This window comes from Sphingobium sp. EM0848 (assembly GCF_013375555.1).
Lineage (GTDB): Bacteria > Pseudomonadota > Alphaproteobacteria > Sphingomonadales > Sphingomonadaceae > Sphingobium.
The window spans coordinates 269,949-295,215 of the sequence record NZ_JABXWB010000005.1 but is presented as its reverse complement, the minus strand read 5'-3'; the positions used below and the strand labels follow the sequence as shown (position 1 = coordinate 295,215).

The 25,267-nt window shown below is 62.4% G+C and carries 24 protein-coding genes; 10 read left to right on the top strand and 14 right to left on the bottom strand.

From position 1 onward, the window contains the following. Nucleotides 1-122 precede the first annotated feature (122 nt). A complete protein-coding gene (locus tag HUK73_RS19725; protein WP_176593561.1) occupies nt 123-863 on the bottom strand; it encodes an antibiotic biosynthesis monooxygenase in 741 nt (246 codons plus the stop codon). Nucleotides 864-877: 14 nt separating this feature from the next. Further along, entirely contained in the window at nt 878-1,639 is a 762-nt protein-coding gene (locus tag HUK73_RS19720; protein ID WP_176593560.1) for a glucose 1-dehydrogenase, read from the bottom strand. A gap of 97 nt (nt 1,640-1,736) precedes the next feature. Between HUK73_RS19720 and HUK73_RS19715 the strand changes: the two genes are divergently transcribed. Genes HUK73_RS19715 through HUK73_RS19700 form a run of 4 tightly spaced genes read left to right on the top strand, consistent with a single transcriptional unit; the run spans nt 1,737 to nt 6,026 of the window. Continuing rightward, nucleotides 1,737-2,531 (top strand): enoyl-CoA hydratase/isomerase family protein, encoded by a 795-nt coding sequence (locus HUK73_RS19715; RefSeq protein WP_176593559.1) that lies wholly within the window; start codon nt 1,737-1,739, stop codon nt 2,529-2,531. Nucleotides 2,532-2,535: 4 nt separating this feature from the next. Then, complete coding sequence (locus HUK73_RS19710; protein ID WP_176593558.1) at nt 2,536-4,047, top strand: acyl-CoA synthetase; 1,512 nt, start codon at nt 2,536-2,538, stop codon at nt 4,045-4,047. Beyond that, on the top strand, nt 4,040-4,840 hold the full coding sequence (locus tag HUK73_RS19705) for an enoyl-CoA hydratase/isomerase family protein (RefSeq protein ID WP_176593557.1): 801 nt from the start codon (nt 4,040-4,042) through the stop codon (nt 4,838-4,840). Before HUK73_RS19710 ends, HUK73_RS19705 begins: the two co-directional genes overlap by 8 nt. A gap of 1 nt (nt 4,841) precedes the next feature. After that, a complete protein-coding gene (locus HUK73_RS19700) occupies nt 4,842-6,026 on the top strand; it encodes a CaiB/BaiF CoA-transferase family protein (RefSeq protein ID WP_176593556.1) in 1,185 nt (394 codons plus the stop codon). A gap of 95 nt (nt 6,027-6,121) precedes the next feature. On the opposite strand, the gene HUK73_RS19695 is transcribed toward HUK73_RS19700, so the two are convergent. From HUK73_RS19695 to HUK73_RS19665, 7 genes are read right to left on the bottom strand one after another with little or no spacing between them, the layout of a single operon-like run. Beyond that, nucleotides 6,122-7,288 carry an epoxide hydrolase family protein gene (locus HUK73_RS19695; RefSeq protein WP_176593555.1) on the bottom strand — a complete coding sequence of 389 codons (1,167 nt, stop codon included), beginning with the start codon at nt 7,286-7,288 and terminating at the stop codon, nt 6,122-6,124. Next, entirely contained in the window at nt 7,285-8,487 is a 1,203-nt protein-coding gene (locus HUK73_RS19690; RefSeq protein ID WP_176593554.1) for a phosphotransferase family protein, read from the bottom strand. Before HUK73_RS19690 ends, HUK73_RS19695 begins: the two co-directional genes overlap by 4 nt. Then, nucleotides 8,484-9,455, bottom strand: a complete 972-nt coding sequence (locus tag HUK73_RS19685; protein ID WP_176593553.1) for a hypothetical protein — start codon at nt 9,453-9,455, stop codon at nt 8,484-8,486. The genes HUK73_RS19690 and HUK73_RS19685 overlap by 4 nt, the downstream gene beginning before the upstream one ends. 3 nt (nt 9,456-9,458) lie before the next feature. After that, on the bottom strand, nt 9,459-10,292 hold the full coding sequence (locus HUK73_RS19680; protein WP_176593552.1) for an oxidoreductase: 834 nt from the start codon (nt 10,290-10,292) through the stop codon (nt 9,459-9,461). Then, a complete protein-coding gene (locus HUK73_RS19675) occupies nt 10,289-10,750 on the bottom strand; it encodes a nuclear transport factor 2 family protein (RefSeq protein WP_176593551.1) in 462 nt (153 codons plus the stop codon). The genes HUK73_RS19680 and HUK73_RS19675 overlap by 4 nt, the downstream gene beginning before the upstream one ends. Beyond that, complete coding sequence (locus tag HUK73_RS19670) at nt 10,747-11,889, bottom strand: nitronate monooxygenase (protein ID WP_176593550.1); 1,143 nt, start codon at nt 11,887-11,889, stop codon at nt 10,747-10,749. Before HUK73_RS19670 ends, HUK73_RS19675 begins: the two co-directional genes overlap by 4 nt. A gap of 1 nt (nt 11,890) precedes the next feature. Continuing rightward, complete coding sequence (locus HUK73_RS19665; protein WP_176593549.1) at nt 11,891-13,003, bottom strand: CaiB/BaiF CoA-transferase family protein; 1,113 nt, start codon at nt 13,001-13,003, stop codon at nt 11,891-11,893. Between the two features lie 100 nt (nt 13,004-13,103). Here HUK73_RS19665 and HUK73_RS19660 point away from each other — a divergent pair, with 100 nt between their 5' ends. From HUK73_RS19660 to HUK73_RS19650, 3 genes are read left to right on the top strand one after another with little or no spacing between them, the layout of a single operon-like run. Beyond that, nucleotides 13,104-14,228, top strand: coding sequence for an acyl-CoA dehydrogenase family protein (locus HUK73_RS19660; RefSeq protein ID WP_176593548.1), 1,125 nt, complete (start codon nt 13,104-13,106; stop codon nt 14,226-14,228). Beyond that, nucleotides 14,225-14,662, top strand: coding sequence for a nuclear transport factor 2 family protein (locus HUK73_RS19655; protein WP_176593547.1), 438 nt, complete (start codon nt 14,225-14,227; stop codon nt 14,660-14,662). The genes HUK73_RS19660 and HUK73_RS19655 overlap by 4 nt, the downstream gene beginning before the upstream one ends. After that, nucleotides 14,646-15,416 (top strand): enoyl-CoA hydratase/isomerase family protein, encoded by a 771-nt coding sequence (locus tag HUK73_RS19650; protein WP_176593546.1) that lies wholly within the window; start codon nt 14,646-14,648, stop codon nt 15,414-15,416. The genes HUK73_RS19655 and HUK73_RS19650 overlap by 17 nt, the downstream gene beginning before the upstream one ends. Here the strand turns inward: HUK73_RS19650 and HUK73_RS19645 are convergent. Together HUK73_RS19645 and HUK73_RS19640 are read right to left on the bottom strand one after the other, a co-directional pair. Beyond that, nucleotides 15,403-16,623, bottom strand: coding sequence for an MFS transporter (locus tag HUK73_RS19645; RefSeq protein ID WP_176593545.1), 1,221 nt, complete (start codon nt 16,621-16,623; stop codon nt 15,403-15,405). The genes HUK73_RS19650 and HUK73_RS19645 overlap by 14 nt on opposite strands. Before the next feature lie 44 nt (nt 16,624-16,667). Continuing rightward, complete coding sequence (locus tag HUK73_RS19640) at nt 16,668-17,726, bottom strand: aldo/keto reductase (protein ID WP_176593544.1); 1,059 nt, start codon at nt 17,724-17,726, stop codon at nt 16,668-16,670. Between the two features lie 309 nt (nt 17,727-18,035). Here HUK73_RS19640 and HUK73_RS19635 point away from each other — a divergent pair, with 309 nt between their 5' ends. From HUK73_RS19635 to HUK73_RS19625, 3 genes are all read left to right on the top strand, one after another. Further along, nucleotides 18,036-20,369, top strand: a complete 2,334-nt coding sequence (locus tag HUK73_RS19635) for a TonB-dependent receptor (protein WP_176593543.1) — start codon at nt 18,036-18,038, stop codon at nt 20,367-20,369. 58 nt (nt 20,370-20,427) lie between these two features. Then, complete coding sequence (locus HUK73_RS19630; protein ID WP_176593542.1) at nt 20,428-21,207, top strand: enoyl-CoA hydratase-related protein; 780 nt, start codon at nt 20,428-20,430, stop codon at nt 21,205-21,207. Between the two features lie 73 nt (nt 21,208-21,280). Then, the gene (locus tag HUK73_RS19625) at nt 21,281-22,366 is read left to right on the top strand and encodes an NADH:flavin oxidoreductase (protein WP_369805576.1); all 1,086 of its coding nucleotides are present in this window, start codon (nt 21,281-21,283) and stop codon (nt 22,364-22,366) included. Nucleotides 22,367-22,625: 259 nt separating this feature from the next. Here the strand turns inward: HUK73_RS19625 and HUK73_RS19620 are convergent, their stop codons facing one another. The 3 genes from HUK73_RS19620 to HUK73_RS19610 are packed head-to-tail and all read right to left on the bottom strand — an operon-like array spanning nt 22,626 to nt 25,165. Next, on the bottom strand, nt 22,626-23,420 hold the full coding sequence (locus HUK73_RS19620; RefSeq protein WP_176593540.1) for an SDR family NAD(P)-dependent oxidoreductase: 795 nt from the start codon (nt 23,418-23,420) through the stop codon (nt 22,626-22,628). Continuing rightward, nucleotides 23,417-24,517, bottom strand: a complete 1,101-nt coding sequence (locus tag HUK73_RS19615) for an NAD(P)-dependent alcohol dehydrogenase (RefSeq protein WP_176593539.1) — start codon at nt 24,515-24,517, stop codon at nt 23,417-23,419. The genes HUK73_RS19620 and HUK73_RS19615 overlap by 4 nt, the downstream gene beginning before the upstream one ends. Nucleotides 24,518-24,532: 15 nt before the next feature. After that, a complete protein-coding gene (locus HUK73_RS19610) occupies nt 24,533-25,165 on the bottom strand; it encodes a cysteine hydrolase family protein (RefSeq protein ID WP_176593538.1) in 633 nt (210 codons plus the stop codon). Nucleotides 25,166-25,267 lie beyond the last annotated feature (102 nt).

Sequence of the window (25,267 nt, the reverse complement as noted above, 5' to 3'; positions counted from 1 at the left end):
CTTGAAAATGCTCTAATGCCTTTGGTGGCGCCTAGAGTTTGAGCGCCACCGCCGTTCGTTTCGAGCAAGGACCGAGAAACATCCAGTTTTGCCGGTTTCTCCCCTTAGCTCGAAACGAACGGCTATCCAATCCCATGCAGTCGCCGGGGAAAGCGCGTGATCCCCAGCTCCGGTCGCAGCCGCCCCTCAATCTGCGGTGGCAGCGCCCCGAACACGATGGTCCGGCTGTCCGCGACCTGCAAGATCTGCCCCATGACCGGCCCACAATTGCCCATATGCGCGAGCATTGCGTCGGGATCGCGATACACGTCCAGCGCCACGCAATTGCCGTCGGGATCGAAGAACCACTCATAACCCAAAGTCCCCGGATCACGCTCGCAGGCACGCTCATGGGATTGCCGCGCCAGTTCCCGGAACGCCTCCGCCTTGCCCGCATGCGGCCGGAACCAGGCGAGCGCGCAGACCCGCTCGTCCCCCGCTGGCGGCACGCGATGCGGCACCGGCTCATTCATCCGCCCGAAGGCCCGAGGCCCCACATAATCGACCGTGCCCAGCTTCAGCCGCATCCGCTCGCGCACCGCATCTGGCACATCGCCGGCAAAGCTGATCCGCAGATCGGCCTGCTCCATCACGCCCGACACGCGCCCATCCAGCATCTTTCCATGCAGCGCCATGGCGGGGGGATCGTCATAGACCTCGATCACATAGGCCTGCTGTCCATCCGCGCTCAGATACCACTCATAATAATGCGTCCCTGTAATGTCGGGCAAAATTGCCTCATGGCAGGCCCGCGCCGCCGTAACGAAAGCGTCCGTCCGCCCCTCATGCACCGTGATCGACACGAAGCCGTATATCTTCTCCATATTGCCCCTCCCGCTCAGACCGCCGTGCCGCCGTCGACCGGCAAGGCTACGCCGTTGATGAAACTCGCCTCATCAGAAGCCAGCCACAGCACCGCGTCGGCCACTTCATGTGGCCGTCCGGTGCGCTGCGCGGGAATGCGCGCGGTCAGCATCGCGAGCTTGTCCTGCGCCTGCGCGAAGCCCGACTCGACCAGATCGGTCATCACCAGCCCCGGACAGACCGCATTGACGCGAATCCCCCGCGCCGCATTTTCCAGCGCCACGCATTTGGTCATGCCCAGCACCGCATGCTTGCTGCCATAATAGGCGCTGCACCCCGGACTGCCGCGCAAGCCCGCCACCGACCCGCAATTGACGATGGCTCCGCCGCCGGACGCCAATATCGCGGACACCTCATATTTCATCGCCAGCCAGGTGCCCGTGACGTTGATCGCCATCACCTGCTCGAACATGGAAAGCGCCGCATCCTCGACGAACAGATTCACCGTCCCGGTAATGCCCGCATTATTATAGGCGACATGCAGCCCGCCAAAGGCCTCCACGGTCCTCACCACCATCGCCTCGACCGACTCGGCCTGGGTGATATCGGTCCGCACAAAGTCCGCCACGCCGCCCGTCGCGCGGATCGACTCGACACCCTCCAGCCCCTCCGTCTCGCGCCGCCCCGCGATCATCACCTTCGCGCCCTCGGCGGCAAAGGCCTGCGCCGTCGCCAGGCCGATTCCGGACGTGCCACCCACCACCAAAGCCACCTGCCCGGCAAAGCGATTTCGCATATTGTCTCTCCATGGTCCGTTTCCCACGACGATACGGATTGCAAAATAAGTTCGCAACATTATCATACACAGGCAATCAAATTCGGAGAGGGGCCAAATGGCAAGCGATTTCACGTCCATCATCTATGCCGAGGAAGGCGAGGTCGCGACGCTGACGCTGAACCGCCCGGACGTGCTCAATTCGATGGACGAGGTGATGACCGGCGAAATCGTCTCGGTCGTCGAACGGCTCCGCCGCCCCGGCAAGCTGCGTGCCCTCGTCATCGCCTCGACCGGGCGCTGCTTTTCCGCAGGCGGCAATTTCGACGAAATCCATCGGCTGATCGAAGATTATGACGCCCGCATGGACGCCTATGACAATGGCCGCCGCGTCATCCACGGCATGGCGGAAATCGCCGTCCCCGTGGTCGTCGCGCTGCAAGGCGATGTCTATGGCCTCGGCACCTCGCTCGCTCTGTCGGCGGACATCATCATCGCCTCGCGCAATGTCCGGATCGGCGACCCGCATGTGAAGGTCGGGCTGGTCGCCGGGGACGGCGGCACGCTGGTCTGGCCCGCCGCCTTCGGCATGCTCAAGTCCAAGCGCCACCTGCTCACGGGCGATCCGATCGGCGCGGAGGAAGCCCATCGGCTGGGCGCCATCAGCGAATTGGTGGACGATCCCGAACAGGTCTTGCCCCTGGCGCGGCAACTGGCGGCCAAGGTCGCCGCGCTTCCCCCGCTCGCCGTCCAATATACCAAGCGGGCGCTCAACCATTCGATGCAGCGCGCCGCGCTCGACCATTTCGAATTCGCCATGGCGCTGGAGCAATATGCCATGACCAGCGAGGATCTGAAGGAAGCCCTCGCTGCGCTCAAGGAGAAGCGCGAAGCCCGCTTCCAGAACCGCTGATCCCATGCATCCGCGCGATCACAGCCATGACAGCCGCCCCGCCATCATCATGGCGGACAGTGGCGGGACGGTCAGCTTTGCGGAGCTGGACGCCCGCGCCAACCGCGTGTCGCACCTGCTGCGCGCACGCGGGCTGCAAGCGGGCGACCGCATCGCGCTCTGGATCGACAACAGCCCTTATTATCATGAAATTGCCTGGGGCGCCTATAATGCGGGCCTGCTCTTCGTTCCCATCAGCACCCGCCTGAAAGCGGAGGAAGCCGCTTATATCGTCCGCGACAGCGGTTCGGCCCTCCTCTTCGCCTCGCCCTCGGTCGATTGCGCGGGAATGGCAGCGATCCTTGGGGAAGAAGTCGAGATGCTGATCCTCGGCGACAGCTATGACCGTGCCGTGGCGCCGCTGCCGACGACGCCTATCCCCGACGAAACCCGTGGCAGCGCCATGGTCTATTCCGCCGGAACCACCGGCCGTCCCAAGGGCATCACCCCCCATCTGACGCCCGCCCCGATCGGGGAACCGCACCCGCTCACCACCACCCTCATCGACCTGTTCCAGCTCGACGCGAACACCATCTACCTGTCCCCCGCGCCACTCTACCACACCGCGCCGCTCAAATGGACGATGGCGGTGCAGCAGGCGGGGGGCACCGCCGTCATCATGGAAAAATTCGACGCTGCCGCAGCCCTGCGCGCGCTCGAAACCCACCGTGTCACCCATAGCCAATGGGTCGCGACCATGTTCGTGCGCATGCTGCAACTGGATGAGCAGCAGCGCCGCTTCGACAACAGCGCTCACCGCTTCGCCATCCACTCCGCCGCGCCCTGCCCGGTGCCGGTCAAGGAAGCGATGATGGATTGGTGGGGACCGATCCTGCATGAATATTATGGCGGCTCGGAATCCGTCGGCCAGACCGCCATCGGTCCGCAGGAATGGCTGCAAAGAAAAGGCTCGGTCGGCCGCGCCACGCGGGGTATCCTTCACATCGTCGACGAAGCGGGCCATGAACTCGGCCCCCACCAGACCGGCCTTGTGATGTTCGAGGGCTGTGGCGGCTTCACCTATCATAACGATCCGGAAAAGACCGGCCGCGCCTATGATGCGCGCGGCTGGGCGACCTTTGGCGACATCGGCCATGTCGATGAGGATGGCTATCTCTTCCTCACCGACCGGCGCGACTATGTCATCAATGCGGGCGGGGTGAATATCTATCCGCAGGAGGCGGAAAATCTGCTCAGCACCCATCCCGCCGTGCAGGACGTCGCCGTCTTCGGCGTCCCCAATGCCGAATATGGCGAGGAGGTGAAGGCGGTCGTCCAGCCCCGTGACCCGGCGGCGGCTGGTCCGGCGCTGGCCGGGGAACTGATCGACTGGTGCCGCGCCCGCCTCGCCACCAACAAATGCCCGCGCAGCATCGACTTTGAAGCCGACATGCCGCGCGAACCCACCGGCAAGCTGCTGAAACGCTTGTTGAAGGCACGCTACTGGCCGCAGCCTTCAGGAGAAAATCATGTCTGAGCCTGAATTGCTCACCCAAATCGATGAGGGCATTGCCCGCATCAGCTTCAACCGCCCCCATGCCCGCAACGCGCTGACGCCAGCCATGGTGCAGGCGATGATCGCCTTCCTGCGGGAGTGTGAGCGCCGCGACGATGTGCGCGTCATCCTGCTGACCGGGACGGGCGACCATTTCATGGCGGGCGGCGACGTCAAGGCCTTCGCGCAGGCCGCCGACGCTGCGCCGGAGGATCGTCGCAGCCAGTTCGAAACGCTCGCGCTCGACACGTTGCCGCTGTTCGCGCTGATGGAACGGATCGCCAAGCCCATCGTCGCCAAGGTGCGCGGCGCCTGCGCGGGGGCCAGTGTCGGCTATGTCGCCGCCGCCGATTTCGTGGCGGTGTCGGACACGGCGCTGTTCATGGTCGCCAATGCCGCCATCGGCACCAGCCCGGACGGCGCGACCAGCTGGCACCTTCCCCGCATCGTGGGCCTGCGCAAGGCGAAGCAGATGTGCCTGCTGGGCGACCGGCTGACCGCGCAGCAGGCGTTGGAATGCAGCCTCGCCAACTGGCTCCATCCCGATGCGGAACTGGACGCGGCGGTGGAAAAATTGCTCCGCCGCCTCGCCAATGCGCCGACCGTGGCGCTGGGGCAGGCCAAGCTGCTGCTCAATGCGGCGCCGGGCAATGCGCTGATCGACCAGCTGGCGCTCGAAGGACAGGCGGCGGGGCTGTGCTGCGCGACACAGGATTTCGCGGAGGGCGTTACCGCCTTTGTCGAGAAACGCGCACCGAACTTCAGGGGATATTGAGATGGCGGGGATGTTGGAGGGGATCAGGGTGCTGGACGTGACCCGCTTTGTCGCGGGCCCGGCGGCGACCGTTCTGCTGGCGGATCTCGGCGCGGATGTGATCCGCATCGAGTCCCCTGGCGGTGCTGAGGATCGCAGCACCTTGCCCTTCAAGGAGGGCTTTCATGGCGGGGTCGGCTTCACCCAGCTTGGCCGCAACAAGCGCGGCCTGTCGCTCGATCTGTCCAAAGAGCAGGGCAGGGCGGTGTTCGACCGACTGCTCACCACCGCCGACATTGTCGTCGCCAATCTGCCGCGCAGGACGGCGGCCTCGCTTGGCCTTGACTATGAGCGGATGGCGGCGATCAAGCCCGACATCATCTTCGTCCATATGACGACCTTCGGCAATGACGGACCCTATGCCGATCGGCTGGGCTTCGACGCGATCGCGCAGGTGATGAGCGGCCTCACCGCCATTTCCGGCGAACCGGGCAAGCCGATGAAGCACAACTCAGCCTGGGTCGACATGAGCACTGGCTTCCTCGCCGCCTTCGGCGCCATGGCCGCGCTGCATCACCGCAACCGCACGGGGGAAGGGCAGAAGGTCGAAACCAACCTGCTGCAAACCGCGATGACGGTCGGCAATTATTTCCTGTTCGACCAATATTTCAACGCGACCAATCGCACCGGCACCGGCAACCGCGCGCAATCGGGCGGCCCGGCGGACCTGATTCAGACGAAGGATGGCTGGGTCTATATGGTTGCGCTGGGCGACCCCATGTTCCGCCGTTTCATGCGGATGATCGGGCGGGAGGATTTGCTGGACGACCCGCGCTTCGCCAATGATGATCTCCGCGCCGACAATGGCGCGGCCTTGAGCGAGATTGTGACGGCATGGGCGCGGCAATATAGCAACGCCGAAATCCTGCCCATCCTGGAAGCCAACCGCATCCCCGCCGGTCCTCTGCTGACCCCGCAGGAAGCGCTGGACGACCCCCATGTCCGCGACCAGTTCATCGTGGAGGTGCCGGTCGATGGCCTCTCCAGACCCGCACCCTATATCAAGCCGCCCGTCACCTTCAGCAAGACGCCTGGCATCATCCGCAAAGGCCCCCCACGCCCCGGCGAAGATGCCGGCAATGTGTTGAAGGAAGCCGGTTTCACCCCGGAGGAAATCACCGCCCTGCGCGATCAGAAGATCATCTGAAATCGGCTTCCTGCCGTCGTCACATTGCATCCGTTCGCTCGAAGCGAACGGATGCAATGTGACTCCACTATAGAGTCAACTATGTCGCCCAAATTCTAACGTAGGCTCTGCAACCCCGCCCGGACCTCCGCGACAAAATGCTCCGGCTGCTCGAACGCCGCGAAATGCCCGCCCTTGGCCGCGCGATTCCAATAGATGATGTCGGAAAACACCCGCTCCGCCCAGCGTCGGGGCGGCCGCCGCATCTCCCTGGGGAAGATACTGCACGCGACCGGCAGGCTGATCGGCGCATTGCCGAAAGCGCTGCGAAAACTCTCCCAATAGAGCCGTGCCGAAGCGGCTGCGCTGTCGGTCAGCCAGTAGAGCATGATGGTATCGAGCATCGCATCCCGGCTCAGCGCCTGCTCCGGCTCTCCTTCATTGTCTGTCCATGCCTGGAATTTCTCGTAAATCCATGCCGCCTGCCCGACCGGCGAGTCCGCCAATGCATAGCCCAGAGTCTGCGGCCTTGTGCTTTGCTGGGTGGAATAGCCCAGCCCACTCTGCTTGTGGGCCTCCGCGACATCCCGCGCCTCTCGCGCTTGCGCGTCGGCAAAATCTTCATCCTCCGGCGGAAAGCACACCACCATGTTGAGGTGGATGCCCACCAGCCCCGGCAGCTTCTGCGCCGCCATGGCCCGCGTGATCGCCGACCCCCAGTCGCCCCCCTGCGCGACATAGCGATCATAGCTGAGGCGCTGCATCAGCGTTCCCCAGGCCTGCGCGATCCGCTCGACGGTCCATCCGGTCGCGACCGGCTTGTCCGACAGCCCATAGCCGGGCAGCGAGGGGATCACGAGATGAAAGGCATCCTCCGCCCGCCCGCCAAAACGGGTCGGATCGGTAAGCGGTCCGATCACCGCCAGAAACTCCAGAAACGTCCCTGGCCAGCCATGGCTCAATATCATCGGCATGGCCCCTTCATGGGGCGACCGGACATGCAGGAAATGGATGCCGAGGCCGTCGATCAGCGTCCGATATTGGGGCCAGCCGTTGATCTCCGCCTCGCATCGCCGCCATTCATAGCCGCTCCGCCAATAGTCGACCAAGGATCGCATCCGGTCGAGCGGCACCCCTTGCGACCAGTCATCGACCGTCTCCTTCTCTGGCCAGCGCGTCCGTTCCAGACGCAAGGCCAGATCATCCAGCGCGGCCTGCGGCACATCGAGGGTGAAGGGCAGGATCGCTTCACCCAGCGCTGGGTCGAGTGGCGGCAGAATCATGACTCTCCTCCCAATCTTTCGAGCAGTTCGGCAAGGCGGAACAGCGCTTGCCGCCGATGCCAGCGCGCCATGCCGAAGCGCACATCGTCGAAATGCCCTTCCTCCAGATTGCGCACCGCCTTGTGACCCATCACCCCCAGCCGCAGCTGCCCCCAGAGCAGATAGAAATCGATCTGCTCTTTCGGCGGCAGCCATCCCCCGGCATGTTCATAGGCCGCCAGAAAATCGGCAAAGCTGCCCATACTCCACGCCGCATACCAAAGATAGGCGAGGTCCGCCGCCGGTGTCCCGACATGCGCGAACTCCCAGTCCAGCACCGCCGACACCCGGTCGCCCTCGACCAGCATATTATTATAGTTGAAATCGTCATGCGTCAGCGCGGCCGGCCCATAGGCCCGATCCCGATGTCGGTCGATCCAGTGGAAACAAGCGTCCATGATCGGATTGCCTTCCTCCAGCGCTCGCCAGTCCGCCCAATATTCGGCAAATTGCGCATCGAAAAAAGCGTCGCCTTGTGGCTGATCCCTTCGCGGCCAGTCGTCCACCGGCACCGCATGTACCTTCGCCATGCAGGCGGCGGTATCGGCCAGCAGCGCTGGATTGGGACCGGGCGGCACATAGATGCTCCCGACCGGTGCCCCGGAAACGCGGGCAAAGACAATGAAGGGATCGCCGAGGACCCCGCCCGTCGGTTCAAGGGCAAAGGGCTGCGGAATCCGCGCCCCATTGTCCCAGAGCAGCCGCAACGGCCCCCACTCATCGACAACGGTGGTGCCCAGATAATTGTTCGCGCTTCGATCGACCCGCAATGCCAGATCGGCGGGCAAAGCTCTCGCACCCTCCAGCGTGACGAGCACGGTCTTCTTCGACATGCCCCGTGACACGGTTTGCGCGGACTGCACGCGAATATCGCCTTCCCCCGACACCGCATGGTTGAGGAAATCGGCCAGCCTCTCGCGGTCCAGAACATCCTCCATGGCGGTCCGCGGCCGGAAGTCGCGCTCCGTCAGGGCAGCGGCTTCAAAGGCCTGCTGATAGGCATTTTCCTGCGCCACCGATCCGCGCGGCAGAGCGAGAGTCTCCTGCGCAATGACTTCGCCCAGCAGGACCGCGATGGAATCCTTGGCCGCCGCATCTGCATCCAGTCGTCCCACCGCGTCGCGTATCAGTCGCAATTGATTGGCCGTCGCCGTACTCATCTATATGGCCCTCCCAGGCTGGAACTGCGCCCGATCTCGACCAGCCCTTCGCCCGCTTCCCCGGTTTCTATCAGGCGGAGCGGGCAGAAATTCTCGACGATGTGGAACGCAGCCTTGCCGCCCGGCGCTTCGGACAGCAGCGGCACATGGGCATAACGCCTCGCCACGTCGCTCTCGATCGTATAGCGACTGCCGAAGATATCCTCGACTTCATGGATCAACCGGGCGCACAGCCCGTCCGCCATCTCGCCTTCGCTGCGCACCTCGATATGGCGCAGCGCACGAGGCCCTTCGGCGTCGACCACATAACCTTCCTTCGCTACCAAGCCGGGGCGATGGGTGGTGGAAATGGTCTTGATACCGAAACTGCGGCCGGGAAAATTCATCCCGCACCAGTTATGCGTGAGCCCACCGGAATCGCAGCGCATGACCCAGCTATGGTCGCGATAGCCGCTGCCGCTGATGCTCTGTTCGCTTCCATCCGCGAAGCGGACGCGGCCATGCGTGTTCAGCGCCTGCTGCTGGTGATTATAGGGCAGGTTGAGGCCCAGAGTCATCACCTCCTGAAAGGACGGGGCAGGATTGCCCGCGGTCCGGCAGGCGACATAGTCGAAAGTCGGCTGCCGCGCGGTGAAGACCAGTTCCAGATCAATCTCGCCCGTCCTCAACGCCAGGTCGAAACGCTTGTGCGGTTCCGCAAAGTGCAGCGACAGTGCGCCATCTCCGATCGTCCGCGCATATTCATAGTTCGCCGGAAAGGCCGTCATATTGGCATAGCGGATCGAGCGCCCGGCAATTTCCAGATTGGCGGTATAGCGCGCCCGGTCATGCCCCGGCTCATGATTCAAATGGATCACGGCAAAGGCGTCGCTTTCCGGCGCGATCAGGATGAAGAAATAATTCTCCTTGTAACGCAACTGGGCGAAGGCGGGGACCGGGTGAGGCAGGTCGTCATGAATGGTCGTCATGGATCATTCACCTTCGGGGAAATCGGCCAGCGGGGCGACCTGTTCGCTCCAGCCAAGGTCAGCGATCTTGGCCTCCAGTGACTTCACGATGGTCGGCCAGGCCTGCCCGCCCAGCACCAGACGCAGGGGCGGCGTATCGCCCAGCACCGTATCGACGATGATCCTCGCACCCCGCGCCGGATCGCCGCGCTGCTGGCCGTTGCTGGCGGCATAGGAGCGGCGCTGCGCCATGGTCGTCGCATAGTCGGCAATCTCGCTGGCGGGGAGGTTGATCGACCGGCCGAAGAAATCGGTGCGGAACGGTCCGGGGCAGACGATCATCGCCCGAACGCCCAATTCCGCCGCTTCCGCCGCCAGCGCTTCGGTCAGCGCTTCGAGCGCGGCCTTGCTGGCGGAATAATAGCCCGACCCGGCAAAGCCCCGTGCCCCGGCGGTAGAGGAAATGTTGACGATGAAACCGGAGCGGCGCGCCCGCATCTCCGGCAGCACAGCGCGCATCAAGGCGGCGGGACCGAACAGATTGGTATTGAATTGCCGCTGGACTGCCTCTTCATCAGCCTCCTCAATGGTGGATAAAAAGCCATAGCCCGCATTGTTGATCAGCACGTCGATTGCGCCGAAACGATCAAGCGCGGCGGTGATACTGGCTTTGATCTCCTGTGCGTTCGTGACATCAAGCTGGACGGGAAGAAGCCGTTCTACAGAGATTTCCGCGAGCATGGCGACATCTTTGGGCTGACGCGCGGCGGCGACGACCTGATCGCCGCGCGCCAATATCTCCTGGACCAGCGCGCGGCCGAAACCGGAAGAGGCGCCGGTGACAAACCAGGTTTTCATACGACCTCTCCTCCCGCCAAGGTGTAAAGGCGCGGGCTGGAACCATGTTCATGCGTGATCCGCCAGCGGCCGTCGTCACCGCGTATCCAGATCAGCGTCATGCGGAACTGCTTGGCGAAATCATCGCCACTTTTGGATTTACCGAACCAGTCGGCGCTGACCGACATCCAGGCGACATCGCCCTTTCGGAATATCCGTGGCTCTTCACGAAAGACGAAACGGATTTCGCTATATTTCTCGAGGACTTTGTACCAGCCGACCGCATATTGATCCCAGCCGATATAACCTTCCAGCGGCGGAGCGACATCATAGGCGGTGAAGGCATCGTCCATCTGGTAGAGATGCTCGACCTTCGACCGGTCGAGCGTGCCGCCGCTTCCATCATATTGGCGCCGATACTCCTCCAGCAGCGCGGCCAGCACCGCCAGTTCCGGATCGTCCTGAATGCCCTGGTTCATGCGTCCATCCAGCCGTGCATCCGGTCGAGCGCGTCCGCGAAATCCTCCATGAATTCCTGAACGACGGTGCGGGCCGACTTGGCGCTGGTGACAAGGCCGATGCCCTGACCCACGCCTTCGGTCAGCAGCGCGCGCGCCGCTTCATTGCCGCCGTCGACCGCCTTTTCCGCCAGTTGCAGCGCGCGGTTGGTCAGCAAATGCTGAAAAGGCATGGGAAGCGCGCCGGGGCTTTCCGGCCCCTCCCATGCCTCGTTCCAGGCCGACTTCAACTGGCGAGCGGTCTTGCCGGTCATTGCCCGCGAGCGCAGCGTGTCGCGCGACCGGGCCGCGAGCAGCCTTTCGCGCACCGCCGGATGCACATCGCTTTCGGCCGTGGTGAGCCAGACCGACCCGGTCCACGCCCCGGCTGCGCCCATGGTCATCGCCGCCGCCATCTGCCGCCCGGTGACGATGCCGCCGGCAGCCAGCACGGGAATATCCTGGCCGCTTTCCTCCAGCATGCGGACGACTTCGGGTACCAGCACCATGGTCGACACCTCGCCGCAATGGGCAGCGGCTTCCGTGCCTTGGGCGACCAGTACATCGACGCCTGCGTCGATCTGGCGCAGGGCATGGTCCTTGGAACCGATCAGTGCGCCCACGGGCACACCTGCCGCCTTGCATTTGTCGATCATGAACCGGGGTGGCTTGCCCAGTGCGTTGACGAACAATTTGATCGGATGGCGCAGCCCTTCGTCCACCATGCGTTCGGCGGTATCGAGGAAATGGCTGATTTCCCGGTCCTCGTCGGCGTCGACGGGGGTGTGGGTGTCGATGCCATATCGGCCGAGCAGATTATCGACGAACTGGCGGTGCCCTTCGGGAATCTGGGCTTCCAGCATGTGGGTGGTGACGGCATGCGCGTCCCGGTCGGCCATATTCTCCGGCACGGCGATGTCGAGACCATAGGGCTTGCCATCGACATGGGCGTCGATCCAGTCCAACTCGATCTTCAACTGATCCGGCGTCATCTTGCCGTTGGTCGCGCCGAACACGCCGAAGCCACCCGCGCGGCTGACAGCGGCCACCACGTCGCGGCAATGGCTGAAAGCGACCAAGGGGAATTCCACCCCGACCAGATCGCAAAAGCGGTTCTTCATCTCACTCCACTCCCCATATTTTCATGATGTCGTCGATGTCCTGGCCGGGCTGCGGCGGCGGATGCGCGATGGCGCCGGGTGTCCGGCTGAATTTCGGACCGGGCGCCGCCTGAAGCTGGCCGTCGAGAATGGTAAAGCTGCCGCGCTGCGTCAGATGCGGATCATCGGCCAGTTCGTCGCTGGCGAGAACGGGCGCGACGCAGGCTTCCCCTGTAAAGCTGCGGTCCCATTCGTCGCGCGTCCGCTGGGCGATGATGGCGGACACTTTCTGTTTGAGGCGGGGCCATGCATCCGGGTCCATCTGACGGTCGAAATCGGGATCGTGCGCCACGCCCAGCCCTTCGCGAAAGGCGCGGTAGAATTGCGGCTCTATCGCGCCGACCGAGAGGAATTTGCCGTCCTTCGTCCGATAGACATTGTAGAAATGCGAAGCCCCGTCAGAATAATGGCTGGCGCGCCGGTCGGTGAAGAGGCCGTTCGCCTTCATCGTCAGCGACCCCATCAGCTGGAGCGCGGCCCCTTCGATCATCGCGGCGTCGACCACCTGCCCCTTGCCGGAGCGTTGCGCTTCATAGACGGCCGCCAATATGCCGAAGGCAAGATACAGCCCGCCGCCGCCCATATCCCCGACGAAATTATTGGGGATGGTGGGCACGTCATCCGCCGGGCCGATGCTGTGCAGCGCACCAGAGAGGGCGATATAATTGATGTCATGTCCCGCATGATGGGCACGCGGGCCGGTCTGCCCCCAGCCGGTGATGCGGCCATAGACGATCCTGGGATTGCGGGCGAGGCAGATTTCGGGCCCGACGCCCAGCCTCTCAGCGACACCGGGACGGTTGGGTTCGATGACCGCATCGGCCTTCTCGATCAGGCGGAGGACGGCTTCGACGCCGGCGGGGTCCTTGAGATCGATCACGGCTGAAAGCCGCCCCCGATGCAGAAGGTTGCGGCGCGGATCAAGGCCATAATGGGCGGTCGATCCGTTCGGCCGGTCGATCTGCACCACCTGCGCGCCGAGGTCGGCCAGCAGCATGCCGCAAAACGGCCCCGGCCCCAGACCGGCGAATTCCACAACGCGCAGGCCTTTCAGCGGCCCCTGTCTGTCGCTCATCGAATCGCTCTCCTGTCGTTGATTTTTGTCTCGACCCAGTTAGATCGCAAGCATATAATGCTCTACATAACGATTTGTGACGAAAGAGGAGAGAAATAGGATGGCGCGTATGGGCTATGGTGAGGAGCATGACGCCTTCCGGCATACGGTGCGGAGCTTCCTGGATCGCGAGCATGAACCTCATTTGCGCCACTATGAAAGCATGGGTGGGCTGGATCACGCATTCTGGAAGAAGGCTGGCGCAGCCGGATTGCTGGGCCTGGCCCACACTGGCGAGGGCGATTTCACTTATTATGCGATCATGGCCGAGGAACTGGGCCGGACGGCGGGTAGCGCCACGACCGGCAGTTCGCTGATGTCCGATGTCGCGACCTATATCCTCGTCGGCCATGGGACCGAGGCGCAGAAGGAAAAATATCTGCCCGGCGTGCTGACCGGAGAATGGACGCAGGCCATGCCGCTGACCGAGCCGGGGGTGGGCAGCGATGCGACCGCCATCACCGCCACGGCGATCCGGGACGGCGATGATTATGTCATCAATGGCGAGAAATATTTCATCTCCAACGGTGCCAGCGCCAATCTTCTCTATGTCGTTGCCAAGACCGATCCGTCCAAGGGCGGGCGTGGCATGAGCGTGATCATCGTCGAAGCGGATACGCCCGGCGTCACCCAGGCCAAGATCCCGATGATCGGCTGGCGGCAGGGCGACACTGGCGCGCTCAATTTCGACAATGTGCGGGTGCCCGCCACCAATCTGGTCGGCGTCGAAGGCGGCGCCATGAAAATCCTGATGGACACGTTTCTGGAGGATCGCATCCAGATCGCGGCGCGCTGTCTGGGGGCAGCGTCGAAGGCGCTGGAACTGACGCTCGACTATGTGAAGCAGCGCAAGGTGTTCGACCAGCGTGTCATCGATTTCCAGAACAGCCAGTTCATGCTGGCCGATTGCCGCGCCGATATCCGCATCACCGAAACCTTGGTGGACACCGCGATGATCCGGCTGCGGAACAAGGAGTTCAGCTTTGAGGATGGCGCGATCCTGAAATTATGGGCGACGCAGATGGAGGGGCGCGTGCTGGATCGCTGCGTGCAGCTTTTCGGTGGCGCGGGGTTGATGGATGAAAATCCGATTGCCCGTATGTGGACGGCCTCGCGCATCCAGCGCATCTATGCCGGGACCGACGAATTGCAGAAAGTCGCCATAGCGCGGGGCCTGCTCGCATGAGCGGTGAGACTATTGCGGCCTTCGCGCGCCGCTATGGCGATGCCTGGGCCAATCCGGATAGTGAACTGTTCGTTGCGCTGTTCGCGCCCGACGCGACCTATCGCGATGATCAGGTGGGGCGGTTCAGTGCCGGCCATGCGGAACTGCGCGCCTTCCATAGCCATTTCGTGTCGGCCATTTCCGATATTCGCATGGACTTTCCCCGTGCCTTCGGATCGGGTTCTGATCTCTGCCTGGAATGGACATTTTCGGGGCAGCAGACCGGCATCTATCATGGCCGCCCGCCGACCGGCATCGCCTTTTCGGGCGTGGGCGTGGCGGTCATGCGCTTGACGGAGGATGGTCTGATCCGTTCAGTGGTTGATTATTATGACAGCGGCGCCGTCAGGCGGCAGCTGAGCGAGGAAAGGGCAGGGGATGACGGTCAGGGTTGAATGGCACGATGCCGTGGCGGTGATTATGCTGGACCGCCCGCAAACCAAAAATGCCATTACCGACGAGATGCGGCGGCAGCTCTGGGAAGCCTATGAGGATGCCGCGCTGGATGCTTCGGTGCGTGCGGTGGTACTGACGGGAGCGGGCGGGGACTTTTGCTCGGGCGCCGATGTCGCGAGCTTTGGCGGCGGCGGGATGCCGGGATCGCTGGGGCGGATGCATGAGCTGGGGCGGATCAACCGGGCCATCTATCATTTGAAGAAGCCGACCATCGCTGCCGTTTCGGGCGTCTGCGCGGGAATGGCCTGGGGCTTTGCCTTGAGCTGCGATTTCGTCTTTGCGTCGGAAAATACGAAATTCGTGCAGGTTTTCCGCAATGTCGCGCTGGCGCCCGATGGTGGGTCTGTGTGGTTGCTCAACCGGCTGGTGGGGCCGATGCGGACCAAGGAGCTTTGCTATAGCGGCCGCCCGGTGCGCGCCGATGAGGCGCTGCGTTTGGGGCTGGTACTGGAGGTGCTGCCGCGGGAGGAATTGCTGCCGCGTGCCTTGGCCTTTGCGCAGGATATGGCCAATGGTCCCGGCATCTCGATCGCCTTGACCAAGCGGCAGGCCGATCTGGCGGCGACCCTGTCCTTCGACCAGTTTCTGGAGGCGGAGCATGTGATGCAGCCCGTCGCCAGTCGGTCGGAGGATCATGCGGAAGGCGTCGCCGCCTTCTGCGAAAAGCGCAAGCCATCCTTCAAAAGTGCATGAGGTCGGGGCGGTCCTGCGCGACCAGTCGCCGCGCCCGGATGAACATCAGGCCTGACAGGAGGCAGGTCACCATGCCTGCCATCATCGCATAGCGCAGGCTGTCCGCACCGAAGACGGGCTTCCAGTGATCGCTGAGCGCGCCGACGAGAAAAGTCGTCAGCGCGCCGCCAATGACCGCATTGGCGCAATTGGAAATGCCCGCCGCTGTGCCGCGAGTATGCGGTGCGCTGACCGCCTGATAGGCGGCGGAAAAGCAGGGGGAATAAAGGACGCTGACGCCGGTGCCAAGGAAAGTCGCGGCCAGCGCCAGTTCCTTAGATGGCGCCAGGAAGATCATCAGATAGAGCGGAAACAGGCTGAAGGCGTTCCAGATGGAAAAGCGGATCAGCGCGTCCGTGCCCTTGTCCGCCAGCCTGTTGCCGATCCAGCCGCCGCCGATCAGCCCCAAGGCCATGCCTGCCGCCATCAGCGGCCCGAAGATCAGGCCGACTTCCCGCACGGTCATGCCATGGCTGCGGATGAAGAAGCTGCCGAGCTGATTGACGAGGCCGACATTGACGAAAGTGACGACCGATCCGGCAGCGATCAGCCAGACCAGTGGCCGGTTGCGCCAGACATCGGCAAAGGTCGAGCCGCGTCTCTCCGCCAGTCGCTGGATAGCCATGCGTTTGGGCTCCCGGCCTTTCCAGAGGATCAACAGGGCGAGGAGAAGGCCGGGCGGTCCGGCGACGAGAAAGGCGGGTCGCCAGCCATATTCCGATGTGATCCAGCCGCCGATTGTCCACGCCAGCAATATGCCTGCCATGCCCCCGGCATAGAAAATGCCCATGGCCAGCGGGCGCTTTCGCGGCGGGTAGCTGTCGCTGATCAGTGACATGGCGGCGGGGACGATGGCGGACTCGCCTGCTCCCACGGCGGCGCGGGCGAGGGCGAGTTGCGGGAAGCTCCCGGCAAAGCCGCAGCCGATGGTGAAGATGCTCCAGAGACCCAGCGATCCCGCGACCAGCCGGGATCGGTTCCATCTGTCGAGCAGCCAGCCCGACACCATGCCCAATATGCCATAGATGAGGACGAAGGCGGCCCCGGTCAGCAGGAACAGCTGCGTGTCGGACAGATGGAACTCCGCCTTCACCGGTTCCGCCACAACGGCCATCATCAGCCGGTCGACATAGGCGAGGCCGTAGGCGGTAGACAGCAGCGTCAGCATCAGCGGCCCCCCCATCGTTCGGGGCTGTATATCCGCGCGCATGATCAGCGGGCCGACCGGGTGAAGCTCTGCCCATTGATGGTCAGGCCGGAATAGCTGTTGGCGACGGCCATGGGCAGGAACTCCGCCGGGAAATTGAGCGAAGGTTGTGAGGCCGCATCGAGCCGGGCGATGGCCGCAGGGTCGAGCGACAGGTCAAGCGCGGCCAGATTATTGTCCAGTTGCGCCATGGTGCGGGCGCCGATGATCGGCGCCGCGACGCCCGGCCGGACCAGCAGCCATGCCAGTGCCACACAGGCCGGCGTCGCGCCATGGGCGTCGGCGATGGCCTTCACCAGATCGACGACTTCGAAGGCATGGTCGCTGAAATGCCGCGCCAGACTGTTCGCCCGGCCAGCGGATTCGGCTTGCCGGTTGTCACGGTCATATTTGCCGCTCAGCAGCCCGGATCGCAGTGGTGACCAGGGCGTGATGCCCAGATTCATCGCCTGTGCCATCGGCACCAGTTCGCCTTCGACCGTCCGTTCGAGCAGGGAATATTCGATTTGCAAAGCAATCAGCGGCGCCCAGCCTCTCAACCGGGCGATCGTCTGTGCTTCGGCCACTTTCCATGCGGGTGTATCGGAAAAGCCGATATAACGGACCTTGCCCGCGCGCACGAGGTCGTCAAGTGCGGCCATGGTTTCCTCGATCGGGGTGAAGGGGTCCGCCCAATGCTGCCAATAGAGGTCGATATAGTCTGTACGCAGCCGCCGCAGGGACGCCTCGCAGGAGGCTATGATCGCCCGACGACTTGCCCCGCCGCCATTAGGGTTGCCGGGCTCCATATTGCCGCTGAACTTGGTCGCGAGAATGATTCTGTCGCGACGACCGGCATCGAGGGCGAACCAATCGCCGATGATCGTTTCGGAATTGCCGCCGGTGTAGATATTGGCGGTATCGATGAAGTTGCCACCTCGGTCGACATAGGCATCCAATATGGCGCCGGCATCCTTCGTCTCGCTGCCAAAACCCCATTCGGTGCCGAATGTCATGGCACCGAGGCAGAAAGGACTGACCTTCAGGCCAGATCGGCCCAGCGTTACATAATGGTCAAGCGGCATCGCACCTCTCCTTGTGCTTCGTGATTATTTCTTGATCCCAGGGCTTTGGTGAAAGAAGGCGAATCAGAAAGTTCCTCTTCTCGCGGTCTTCGCCTGGCCCGCTTTTGTCGGAACAGTCGTTCCATCCGGGCACGATCACCCGGCATTGGCGGAAAATCCCAATAAATATGTTTATATTCAAATATTTAAATTAGTTTTGCCTTTGCATTTGCAAAGCGTCACGAAAACGGTCATCTTATATATAGTCAGCGAGCGTACCGAACTGACAGTTATAATCAATACAGATTACCAAATCAGGAGGAGGATGGGATGAGGCGGTTCAAACCCGTGCATGCTTTGGCCATGACGACGTGCTGGGCAAGCGTCGCGCCGGCTTTTGCACAGGATCAGGCACCCCAGGCCAATGTGGGGGTGGCCGATATCATCGTGACGGCCAACCGGCGTGCGCAAAATCAGCAGGATGTTCCGATCGCGGTGAGCGCCGTGACCAGCGAAATGGCGGCAAAGCTGGGCGTCACCGATATTGCGACGCTGACCAATGTCGTGCCCGGCTTTACTTTCAATCGGCAGAGTTCGGGCGCGCAGCCCTTTATTCGCGGTGTCGGCAACCAATCGGCAACAATCGGCAACGAACCGTCCGTGGCCATGTTCGTGGACGACGTCTATATTCCGACCAGCAACGCGGCGATCTTCGAATTCAACAATATCGATTCGGTCGAAGTGCTGAAGGGACCACAGGGCACGCTGTTTGGCCGCAACGCGACGGGTGGCGTGGTCCACGTCCATACGCGTGAGCCGTCGACCAGCAAGGCATCCACCGATTTCGAACTGGGATATAGCAATTACGACACGGTGACCGCCAAGGCCTATGTCAACCTGCCGGTGACGGACAGCGTCGCGGTGAATGTCGCGGCCTACCGGGTCAATCAGGGCGAAGGCTGGGGTCACGACATCTATACCGGCGACGATATCTTCACGCGTCAGGCCTGGGGTGTCAGGGGTAAGCTTCTGTTCAATATTGGCGAGAAGACGGAACTGCTGCTGTCGGGTGGCTATAATTATCAAAAGGGCACGGCAGGCATGTCGTTCCGCACGGTCGAGGGCTTTGCCGGCCGCGCGGGCATCACGCCGGAACAGGCTGGCGCTGGTTTCTATGACGGCATGACCGGAATCGGGGACTATTATAAGGCGAAGTTCGCCATGGGGTCAGCAAAGCTGACCCATGAACTGGGCGATGTACGCTTTGTCAGCATCACGGCCTATACCGATACCAAAAACCCGAACCATTATGACATCTCGGCCTTTCGCGGCAATTTGACCGCTGACTACAGGCAAGAGGAGTGGGCCTTCACTCAGGAAGTCCAGCTCATGTCATCGGAATCGTCGAAACTGCAATGGATCGTCGGCGGATTCTATCTGAAGGATGCGGCGCTGTTCGATGGCATCTTCACCGGTCAGGGACCGGCGGCGGGAACGGCGCAAGGCGGAAGGAATCTGGGACCGGCGGTTCCGGCCGGCCGCTATTCCAGTTCTCATGCGCGGCAGCGGACCGAATCCCTGTCGGCCTTTGGGCAGGCAAGCATGGAAATCCTGCCCGCGCTGACAGCGACCCTTGGTCTGCGCTATACTTCCGACAAACGCTCCATCGAGGATAATGGCGGTGAATTCGGCATCATCGGGGGCGCCGTGCTGGCTTCTTCCGGGCCTTTCCCCGACAGCCGCCGGTTCAACAAGCTGACAGGCCGCTTTTCGCTGGACTATAAGATCAACGATGATCTGATGGTCTATGCCGCCTTCAACCGTGGTTTCAAGAGCGGCGTCTATTCGACCTCCAGCTATAATAGCAGCACGCGCGCAGTCGTGGCGGCGGTTCTGCCGGAAACGCTCGATGCCTATAGCGGTGGCTTCAAGAGCGAATGGTTCGACCGCATGGTGCGGCTCAATGTCGAGGGTTTCTATTACAAGATCAGCAATGCCCAGTTGCAGAATAACCTGACCAACCAGGCCGGCACGGAAATCCGCAATGCGGGCAAATCCCGTCTCTACGGCTTCGAAGCTGAACTGACGGTGCAGCCAACTTCCGCCCTGACGATCATGGGCAGCGTGTCGGTGGTGAACGGCAAATATACTTCCTTCCCCGGCGGGCCGACCTATTTCCCGCAGGCGCCCAATGCGCAGATTCCGATCCCTCAGGGGTGCGCGAGCAATCCGCTGATTTTCCCGGCGGGCGGGGGTGGCCCTGTCTATCCCACATCGGCCAGCGCGCCTTTGGTGGCGGTAGCGGGAGGATGTGACCTCAGCGGCAACAAGACCTTGCAGACCATTCCCTTCGCCAGCAATCTAAGCATCATCTACTCCATCCCACTCGGACAAGGCTCGGTTGATCTGTCAGGCAACTGGCTGCACACCGATCCCTATTATTTCGAGCCGGACAACAATCCCTATACCCGGCAAGGACAGGTGGATCTCATCAACAGCGCGATCACCTGGAACAGTGGCAGCGGATTGGGCGTGCGGCTGTGGGTGAACAATCTGACCGACAAGAAATATTATTCCTACATCGCCAATAGCGGCACATCCGGCGTCAAGGGATCGCCGGCGGCGCCGCGCACCTATGGCGTCACGCTGACCGGCCGTTTCTAAGGGGGACGGGCAGGGGGAGTGTTGTGGCACTTCCCCTGTTTTTTTAAAAGGAGCGCGCATGCAATTTGTCGACGTCAAACGGGACGGAGCCGTCACCACTGTCACGCTGAACCGTCCCGACGTGATGAACGCCATCAATATCGAGATGCATCATGAGTTGCAGGCTGCCTTCGATGCTTTTGCAGTCGATCCCGATCAATATGTCTGCATCGTGACCGGGGCAGGGGAGCGGGCCTTTTGCGCCGGGTCCGATCTCAAGGCGGCCGCAGAAAGTGGATTGCCGCCCGAATATCCCCACAGCGGCTATGCCGGGCTGATCGAGCGGTTCGACTGCCCCAAACCCTTCATCGCGGCGGTCAACGGTGTGGCGCTGGGCGGCGGGTTCGAGGTGGCGCTGGCCTGCGACATCATCGTTGCGTCGGACAAGGCGAGTTTCGGCTTACCGGAGCCGCTGGTCGGCGCGGTGGCGCTGGGTGGTGGGTTGCATCGCCTTGCCCGGCAAATTCCGTTGAAACAGGCCATGGCGACCATATTGGCGTCGCGTCGCGTTTCCGCCGCCGACGGTCTGCGCATGGGCTTTGTCAACGAGGTCGTGCCCGCATCGGATTTGGCCGCCGCCACCCAGTGTTGGGTGGACGATATCTTGCGCGCCTCCCCGGTGTCGGTGCGGACATCCAAGGCGGTGGTCCATCGCGGCTTGCAGGAGGACAGCGTTGAAACGGCGATGCGCCATCAGAAACATTATCCTGAATTCATCGCCTGGCGCGCGAGCGAGGACATTAAGGAAGGTCCGCGTGCCTTTGCCGAAAAGTGCAAGCCCGTCTGGACCGGACGCTGAGGCGAAGAAAGTCATTGCCAGTAATTGGTTCGCTAGATTACTAATGATTCGAATCTGAATGGAGTCTCAAACCGTGTCCGCCATCCTTGCCGATCCGATTGCCTTTCCTCGTGGACCGGCCTGGCGTAATCGCATTGCCCTTGCCCCGCTGACCAACTGGCAAAGCCATGATGACGGCACGTTGGGGCAGGATGAATATGATTTCCTGACCAAGCGGGCCGAGGGCGGCTTTGGTCTGGTGATGACCTGCGCGGCGGCAGTGCAGAAGAACGGCATTTCCTTTCCGGGCCAGCTTGCAGTCTATTCCGATGATCATGTCGAGGGGCTGGCGCGGCTGGCCGAGGGGATCAGAGCGCGAGGGGCGGTGTCGGCGGTCCAGCTGCAACATGCCGGATCGCGCAGCAATCCCGAAATCAGCGGGGAGCAGGCGGTGTCGCCCTTCGCCTATGCCAAGCGCAATGTGCGGGCGATGACCACGGCCGAGGTCGAAGCGCTGATCGAGGATTTCGTGACGGCGGCAGTGCGCTGCGAAAAAGCGGGCATCGATGGTGTGGAGCTGCATGGCGCCCATGGTTACCTGCTGTGCCAGTTCCTGAATGCTCAGGAAAATCATCGGGATGACGGCTTTGGTGGTAGCTATCAGAACCGCACGCGCATCTATCGGGAGATCATATCGGGCATTCGTGCGGTCACGGGGCCGGATTTTCAGCTGGGGGTTCGCCTCTCGCCGGAAAAATATGCCTATGCGACGGGCGAAGCGATCGCCTTTGCCGAGGAGCTTCTGGGCGGTGGGCAGATCGACTATCTCGACATGTCGCTATGGGACAGTTTCAAGCTGCCCGACGACAGCCAATATCATCCTGCACGGCTGGTTGATCTGTTCGGTCATATGCCTCGCAGCGGCGGTACGAAATTGGGTGTGGCTGGGCATATATTCTCGTCCAGCGATGCGCAGGACTGTTTGAACAGCGGCGCCGATTTCGTGTTTTTCGGTCGTGGGGCGATATTGCATCACGATATGGCGCGGCGGGCCATGGAAGAGCCGAATTTCGTGTCCAAGACCTTTCCCGTGACGCGGGCCTATCTGGCGGAGCAGGGGGTAGGGCCAGCCTTCCAGAAATATCTGGCGACTGGCTGGTCCAACTATGTTTCGGATTAGAGTGATTTCAAGTCAGGTGGAGCATCTGACGGCTCGGAAATCACCGAAAAAAAGAAAATTAGAGCATATCTTGATTCGGACTAATCGAGATATGCTCTAGCGACCCGAATCTGAAGTTCGTCACACTATTGGGCAGGCGCTGAACGAACTTCAGATTCATCAGGGTCACTAGCAACTATATGTTTCTAATGTGGTTTATGGATTTGAAATACGCTCCCCACCTGGCCGCTATAATGAGGCCTATTTCAAATCCACTACACTAGGTGAGCAGGTTGGCAGGGGGCAGGAAAGCGTCCTGATTGGTGGCCGACAGGCCGCCATCGACGACCAGCAAATGACCGCTGACCTTGCGCGCGCCAGCGCTTGCCAGAAACAGGGCAGGGCCGACCATGTCTTCGGGCTGGGTCCAGCCCTTGATCGGGGCGATATCGCCATAAAAGTCGAACAAAGCTTGGTTGTCTGGCAGGAAGTCGGTTGTCATCCGTGTGAGAACCGGTCCCGGCAAGATCGCGTTGATCCTGATACCCACCGGCCCCAGTTCGCAGGCCAGCGTCTTCACCATCTGGTTGAGCGCGGCCTTGGACGATCCATAGGCGCCGCCATAGGGCGTGCCGCCCTGCCCCCGGATGGACGACAGGATGATGATATTGCTGCCGGGCCGTTTGGTCATGCCCGGCGCCAGAGCCTTGACCAGCAGCAGCGTCGCGCCTGCATTCACCATGAAGGTCTGGCGCCACACATCCATCGGCAGGTCGATCAGGCTTGACGGTGGTGGCGAAAAGGCGGCGTTGCTGATCAATATGTCGATCAAACCTCGCTCCAGCGCCTTGGCTGCCAGCGCTTCGACGGCCTGCTGATCACCCAGATCGGTGGGGACCGCGAGCGCCTGACGGCCTGTTGCTCTCACCTCGCATGCCACCACTTCCAACTCATCGGCAGAGCGGGCGGCGAGGACCAGATCGGCCCCCTCCTCCGCAAAGGCAAGCGCGATGGCGCGGCCTATGCCACGACCGGCCCCCGTAATGAGGACGCGCTTGCCCATGAGCGCGCTCAAGGCTGCTCTCCGAAAGTCAGGATCGGCTTGATCGTCTTGCCGGAATTGGAATCCGCTACCGCCTCATTGATCCGATCGAGCGGGTAGAAGGCCGACAGCCGGTCGATCGGGAAGCGGCCTTCCAGATACCAGTCGACCAGTTGGCGAATGAGGAGCGCCGGGTCGCAATCCCCATTCACCACGCCGCGGATGACGCGCCCGCTGATCAGCGGGAGGATATTGAGCGTCACTTCCTGCTGCTTCGATGCGCCAAGCAGGACGCAGGTGCCGCGCTCCTTGAGCGCGCCGACGGCTGCCGCGATCAGTGCGGGCACGCCCGATGTGTCGACGGCCTGATCGACTCCGCCCAGCGCTTGCAGGGTTTGCGCCAGATCCTCGCGCGAGGTGTCGATCGTGTCGGTAGCACCCAGTTCGCGGGCGAGCGTGAGACGGGATTCGACGCGGTCGATGGCAACGATGCGGCCCGCGCCCAGAGCCTTTGCGGCCATGACCGCCGACATGCCGACCGCACCGGTGCCGAAGACGGCGATGCTGGTCTGCGGGCCGGGTTTCAGCACGTTGATGACCGTTCCGGCGCCGGTGGAAAGCCCGCAGCCGAGCGGGCCAAGCAGTTCCAAGGGCGCATCCTGCCGGACCTTGATGGTGTTGCGCGGGCTGGACAGGGCATAGGTGGCGAAGGAGGATTGGCCGAAAAAGGTACTGCCCAGTACCTTCCCCCCTGCGTCGTGAAGTGTCGCCGATCCATCCGGGCGGGCACCGCGAAAGTTGAGCAGCGGATAATTTTGGCAATAGGCCGGATGATGTTCCGTACAGGGCGCGCATTCGCCGCAAGTGTTGAAAGTCAGGACGACATGATCGCCGGGCCCAAAGCCGATGACATGGGCGCCGACAGCCTCGACGATGCCTGCGCCTTCATGCCCCAGAACATGGGGCAAGGGCAGCGGCATGATCTGTTCGATGATGGCGAGATCGGTATGACATATGCCCGTCGCGACCAGCCGGACCAGTATCTCATCGGGATTGGGGGCGACCAGGTCGACATCTTCGACCGTGAATGCACCATGGGGCTGGCGGGCGACGGCGGCTTTGATTTTCATGGCGGTTTACTCTCCCTAAATGGCTGGGTCTGCTGCCTCGGAAAATTGCTGGATGGCTGCGTCTGTCGTGATGACTTCGCCGATCACCGCCGCGGCATTCAGCAGGGCGGCGGCATGTTCTTCGTCGGTCAGGGCGGCGGTCGCATCGGACAGGAATCGGACACGATAGTCGCGCATGGCCGCGTCGCGGGCGGTGCTTTCGCAGCAGCAATTGCTGATGGTGCCGGCCACGAAAATATCCTCCACGCCTCTTTCGCGCAGCCAGCCATCCAGATCGATCGCGGCGTTCACGAAACAGCTGAAGCGATATTTGTCGAAGACCAGATCCTCGTTGGCAACGTCCAGGCCTTCATAAAGGCGATGGCCTGACGCCTGCGGGTGGAGATGCGCCGCGCTCTGAGAGGACAGGCTGGACTCGAAGCGTTGCCAGTCGGGCTGGCGCGCGCGGCCATGATCGACAACGCTATGGCGCGACCAGCAGATGGCGGCTCCCGCGCGCCGGGCGTTGCTCACGATTCGGTTGATGGCAGGCACGATTTCGAGCGCGTGAACATTGGGGAAGAGGGCCTGTTCACCGACAAAGGCCGATTGCATGTCGACCACGATGATCGCGGCGCGCTTGGGATTGAGCGCCGGGAAACGATTCATCAGGCCGCTGCGAGCCGATGCCCAATCCGGAATGTGGAGTGGATGCATGGCTTGGATCAACGCCGATAAGGTGTTTTGCAGGGCTGCGCTATGCCCGATGAA

What these genes read in the sequence shown, in the direction of transcription:
- HUK73_RS19725 (WP_176593561.1), bottom strand. Translation starts at nt 863, where the DNA reads ATGGAGAAGATATACGGCTTCGTGTCGATCACGGTGCATGAGGGGCGG.
- HUK73_RS19720 (WP_176593560.1), bottom strand. Translation starts at nt 1,639, where the DNA reads ATGCGAAATCGCTTTGCCGGGCAGGTGGCTTTGGTGGTGGGTGGCACG.
- HUK73_RS19715 (WP_176593559.1), top strand. Translation starts at nt 1,737, where the DNA reads ATGGCAAGCGATTTCACGTCCATCATCTATGCCGAGGAAGGCGAGGTC.
- HUK73_RS19710 (WP_176593558.1), top strand. Translation starts at nt 2,536, where the DNA reads ATGCATCCGCGCGATCACAGCCATGACAGCCGCCCCGCCATCATCATG.
- HUK73_RS19705 (WP_176593557.1), top strand. Translation starts at nt 4,040, where the DNA reads ATGTCTGAGCCTGAATTGCTCACCCAAATCGATGAGGGCATTGCCCGC.
- HUK73_RS19700 (WP_176593556.1), top strand. Translation starts at nt 4,842, where the DNA reads ATGGCGGGGATGTTGGAGGGGATCAGGGTGCTGGACGTGACCCGCTTT.
- HUK73_RS19695 (WP_176593555.1), bottom strand. Translation starts at nt 7,288, where the DNA reads ATGATTCTGCCGCCACTCGACCCAGCGCTGGGTGAAGCGATCCTGCCC.
- HUK73_RS19690 (WP_176593554.1), bottom strand. Translation starts at nt 8,487, where the DNA reads ATGAGTACGGCGACGGCCAATCAATTGCGACTGATACGCGACGCGGTG.
- HUK73_RS19685 (WP_176593553.1), bottom strand. Translation starts at nt 9,455, where the DNA reads ATGACGACCATTCATGACGACCTGCCTCACCCGGTCCCCGCCTTCGCC.
- HUK73_RS19680 (WP_176593552.1), bottom strand. Translation starts at nt 10,292, where the DNA reads ATGAAAACCTGGTTTGTCACCGGCGCCTCTTCCGGTTTCGGCCGCGCG.
- HUK73_RS19675 (WP_176593551.1), bottom strand. Translation starts at nt 10,750, where the DNA reads ATGAACCAGGGCATTCAGGACGATCCGGAACTGGCGGTGCTGGCCGCG.
- HUK73_RS19670 (WP_176593550.1), bottom strand. Translation starts at nt 11,889, where the DNA reads ATGAAGAACCGCTTTTGCGATCTGGTCGGGGTGGAATTCCCCTTGGTC.
- HUK73_RS19665 (WP_176593549.1), bottom strand. Translation starts at nt 13,003, where the DNA reads ATGAGCGACAGACAGGGGCCGCTGAAAGGCCTGCGCGTTGTGGAATTC.
- HUK73_RS19660 (WP_176593548.1), top strand. Translation starts at nt 13,104, where the DNA reads ATGGCGCGTATGGGCTATGGTGAGGAGCATGACGCCTTCCGGCATACG.
- HUK73_RS19655 (WP_176593547.1), top strand. Translation starts at nt 14,225, where the DNA reads ATGAGCGGTGAGACTATTGCGGCCTTCGCGCGCCGCTATGGCGATGCC.
- HUK73_RS19650 (WP_176593546.1), top strand. Translation starts at nt 14,646, where the DNA reads ATGACGGTCAGGGTTGAATGGCACGATGCCGTGGCGGTGATTATGCTG.
- HUK73_RS19645 (WP_176593545.1), bottom strand. Translation starts at nt 16,623, where the DNA reads ATGCTGACGCTGCTGTCTACCGCCTACGGCCTCGCCTATGTCGACCGG.
- HUK73_RS19640 (WP_176593544.1), bottom strand. Translation starts at nt 17,726, where the DNA reads ATGCCGCTTGACCATTATGTAACGCTGGGCCGATCTGGCCTGAAGGTC.
- HUK73_RS19635 (WP_176593543.1), top strand. Translation starts at nt 18,036, where the DNA reads ATGAGGCGGTTCAAACCCGTGCATGCTTTGGCCATGACGACGTGCTGG.
- HUK73_RS19630 (WP_176593542.1), top strand. Translation starts at nt 20,428, where the DNA reads ATGCAATTTGTCGACGTCAAACGGGACGGAGCCGTCACCACTGTCACG.
- HUK73_RS19615 (WP_176593539.1), bottom strand. Translation starts at nt 24,517, where the DNA reads ATGAAAATCAAAGCCGCCGTCGCCCGCCAGCCCCATGGTGCATTCACG.
- HUK73_RS19610 (WP_176593538.1), bottom strand. Translation starts at nt 25,165, where the DNA reads ATGAATCGTTTCCCGGCGCTCAATCCCAAGCGCGCCGCGATCATCGTG.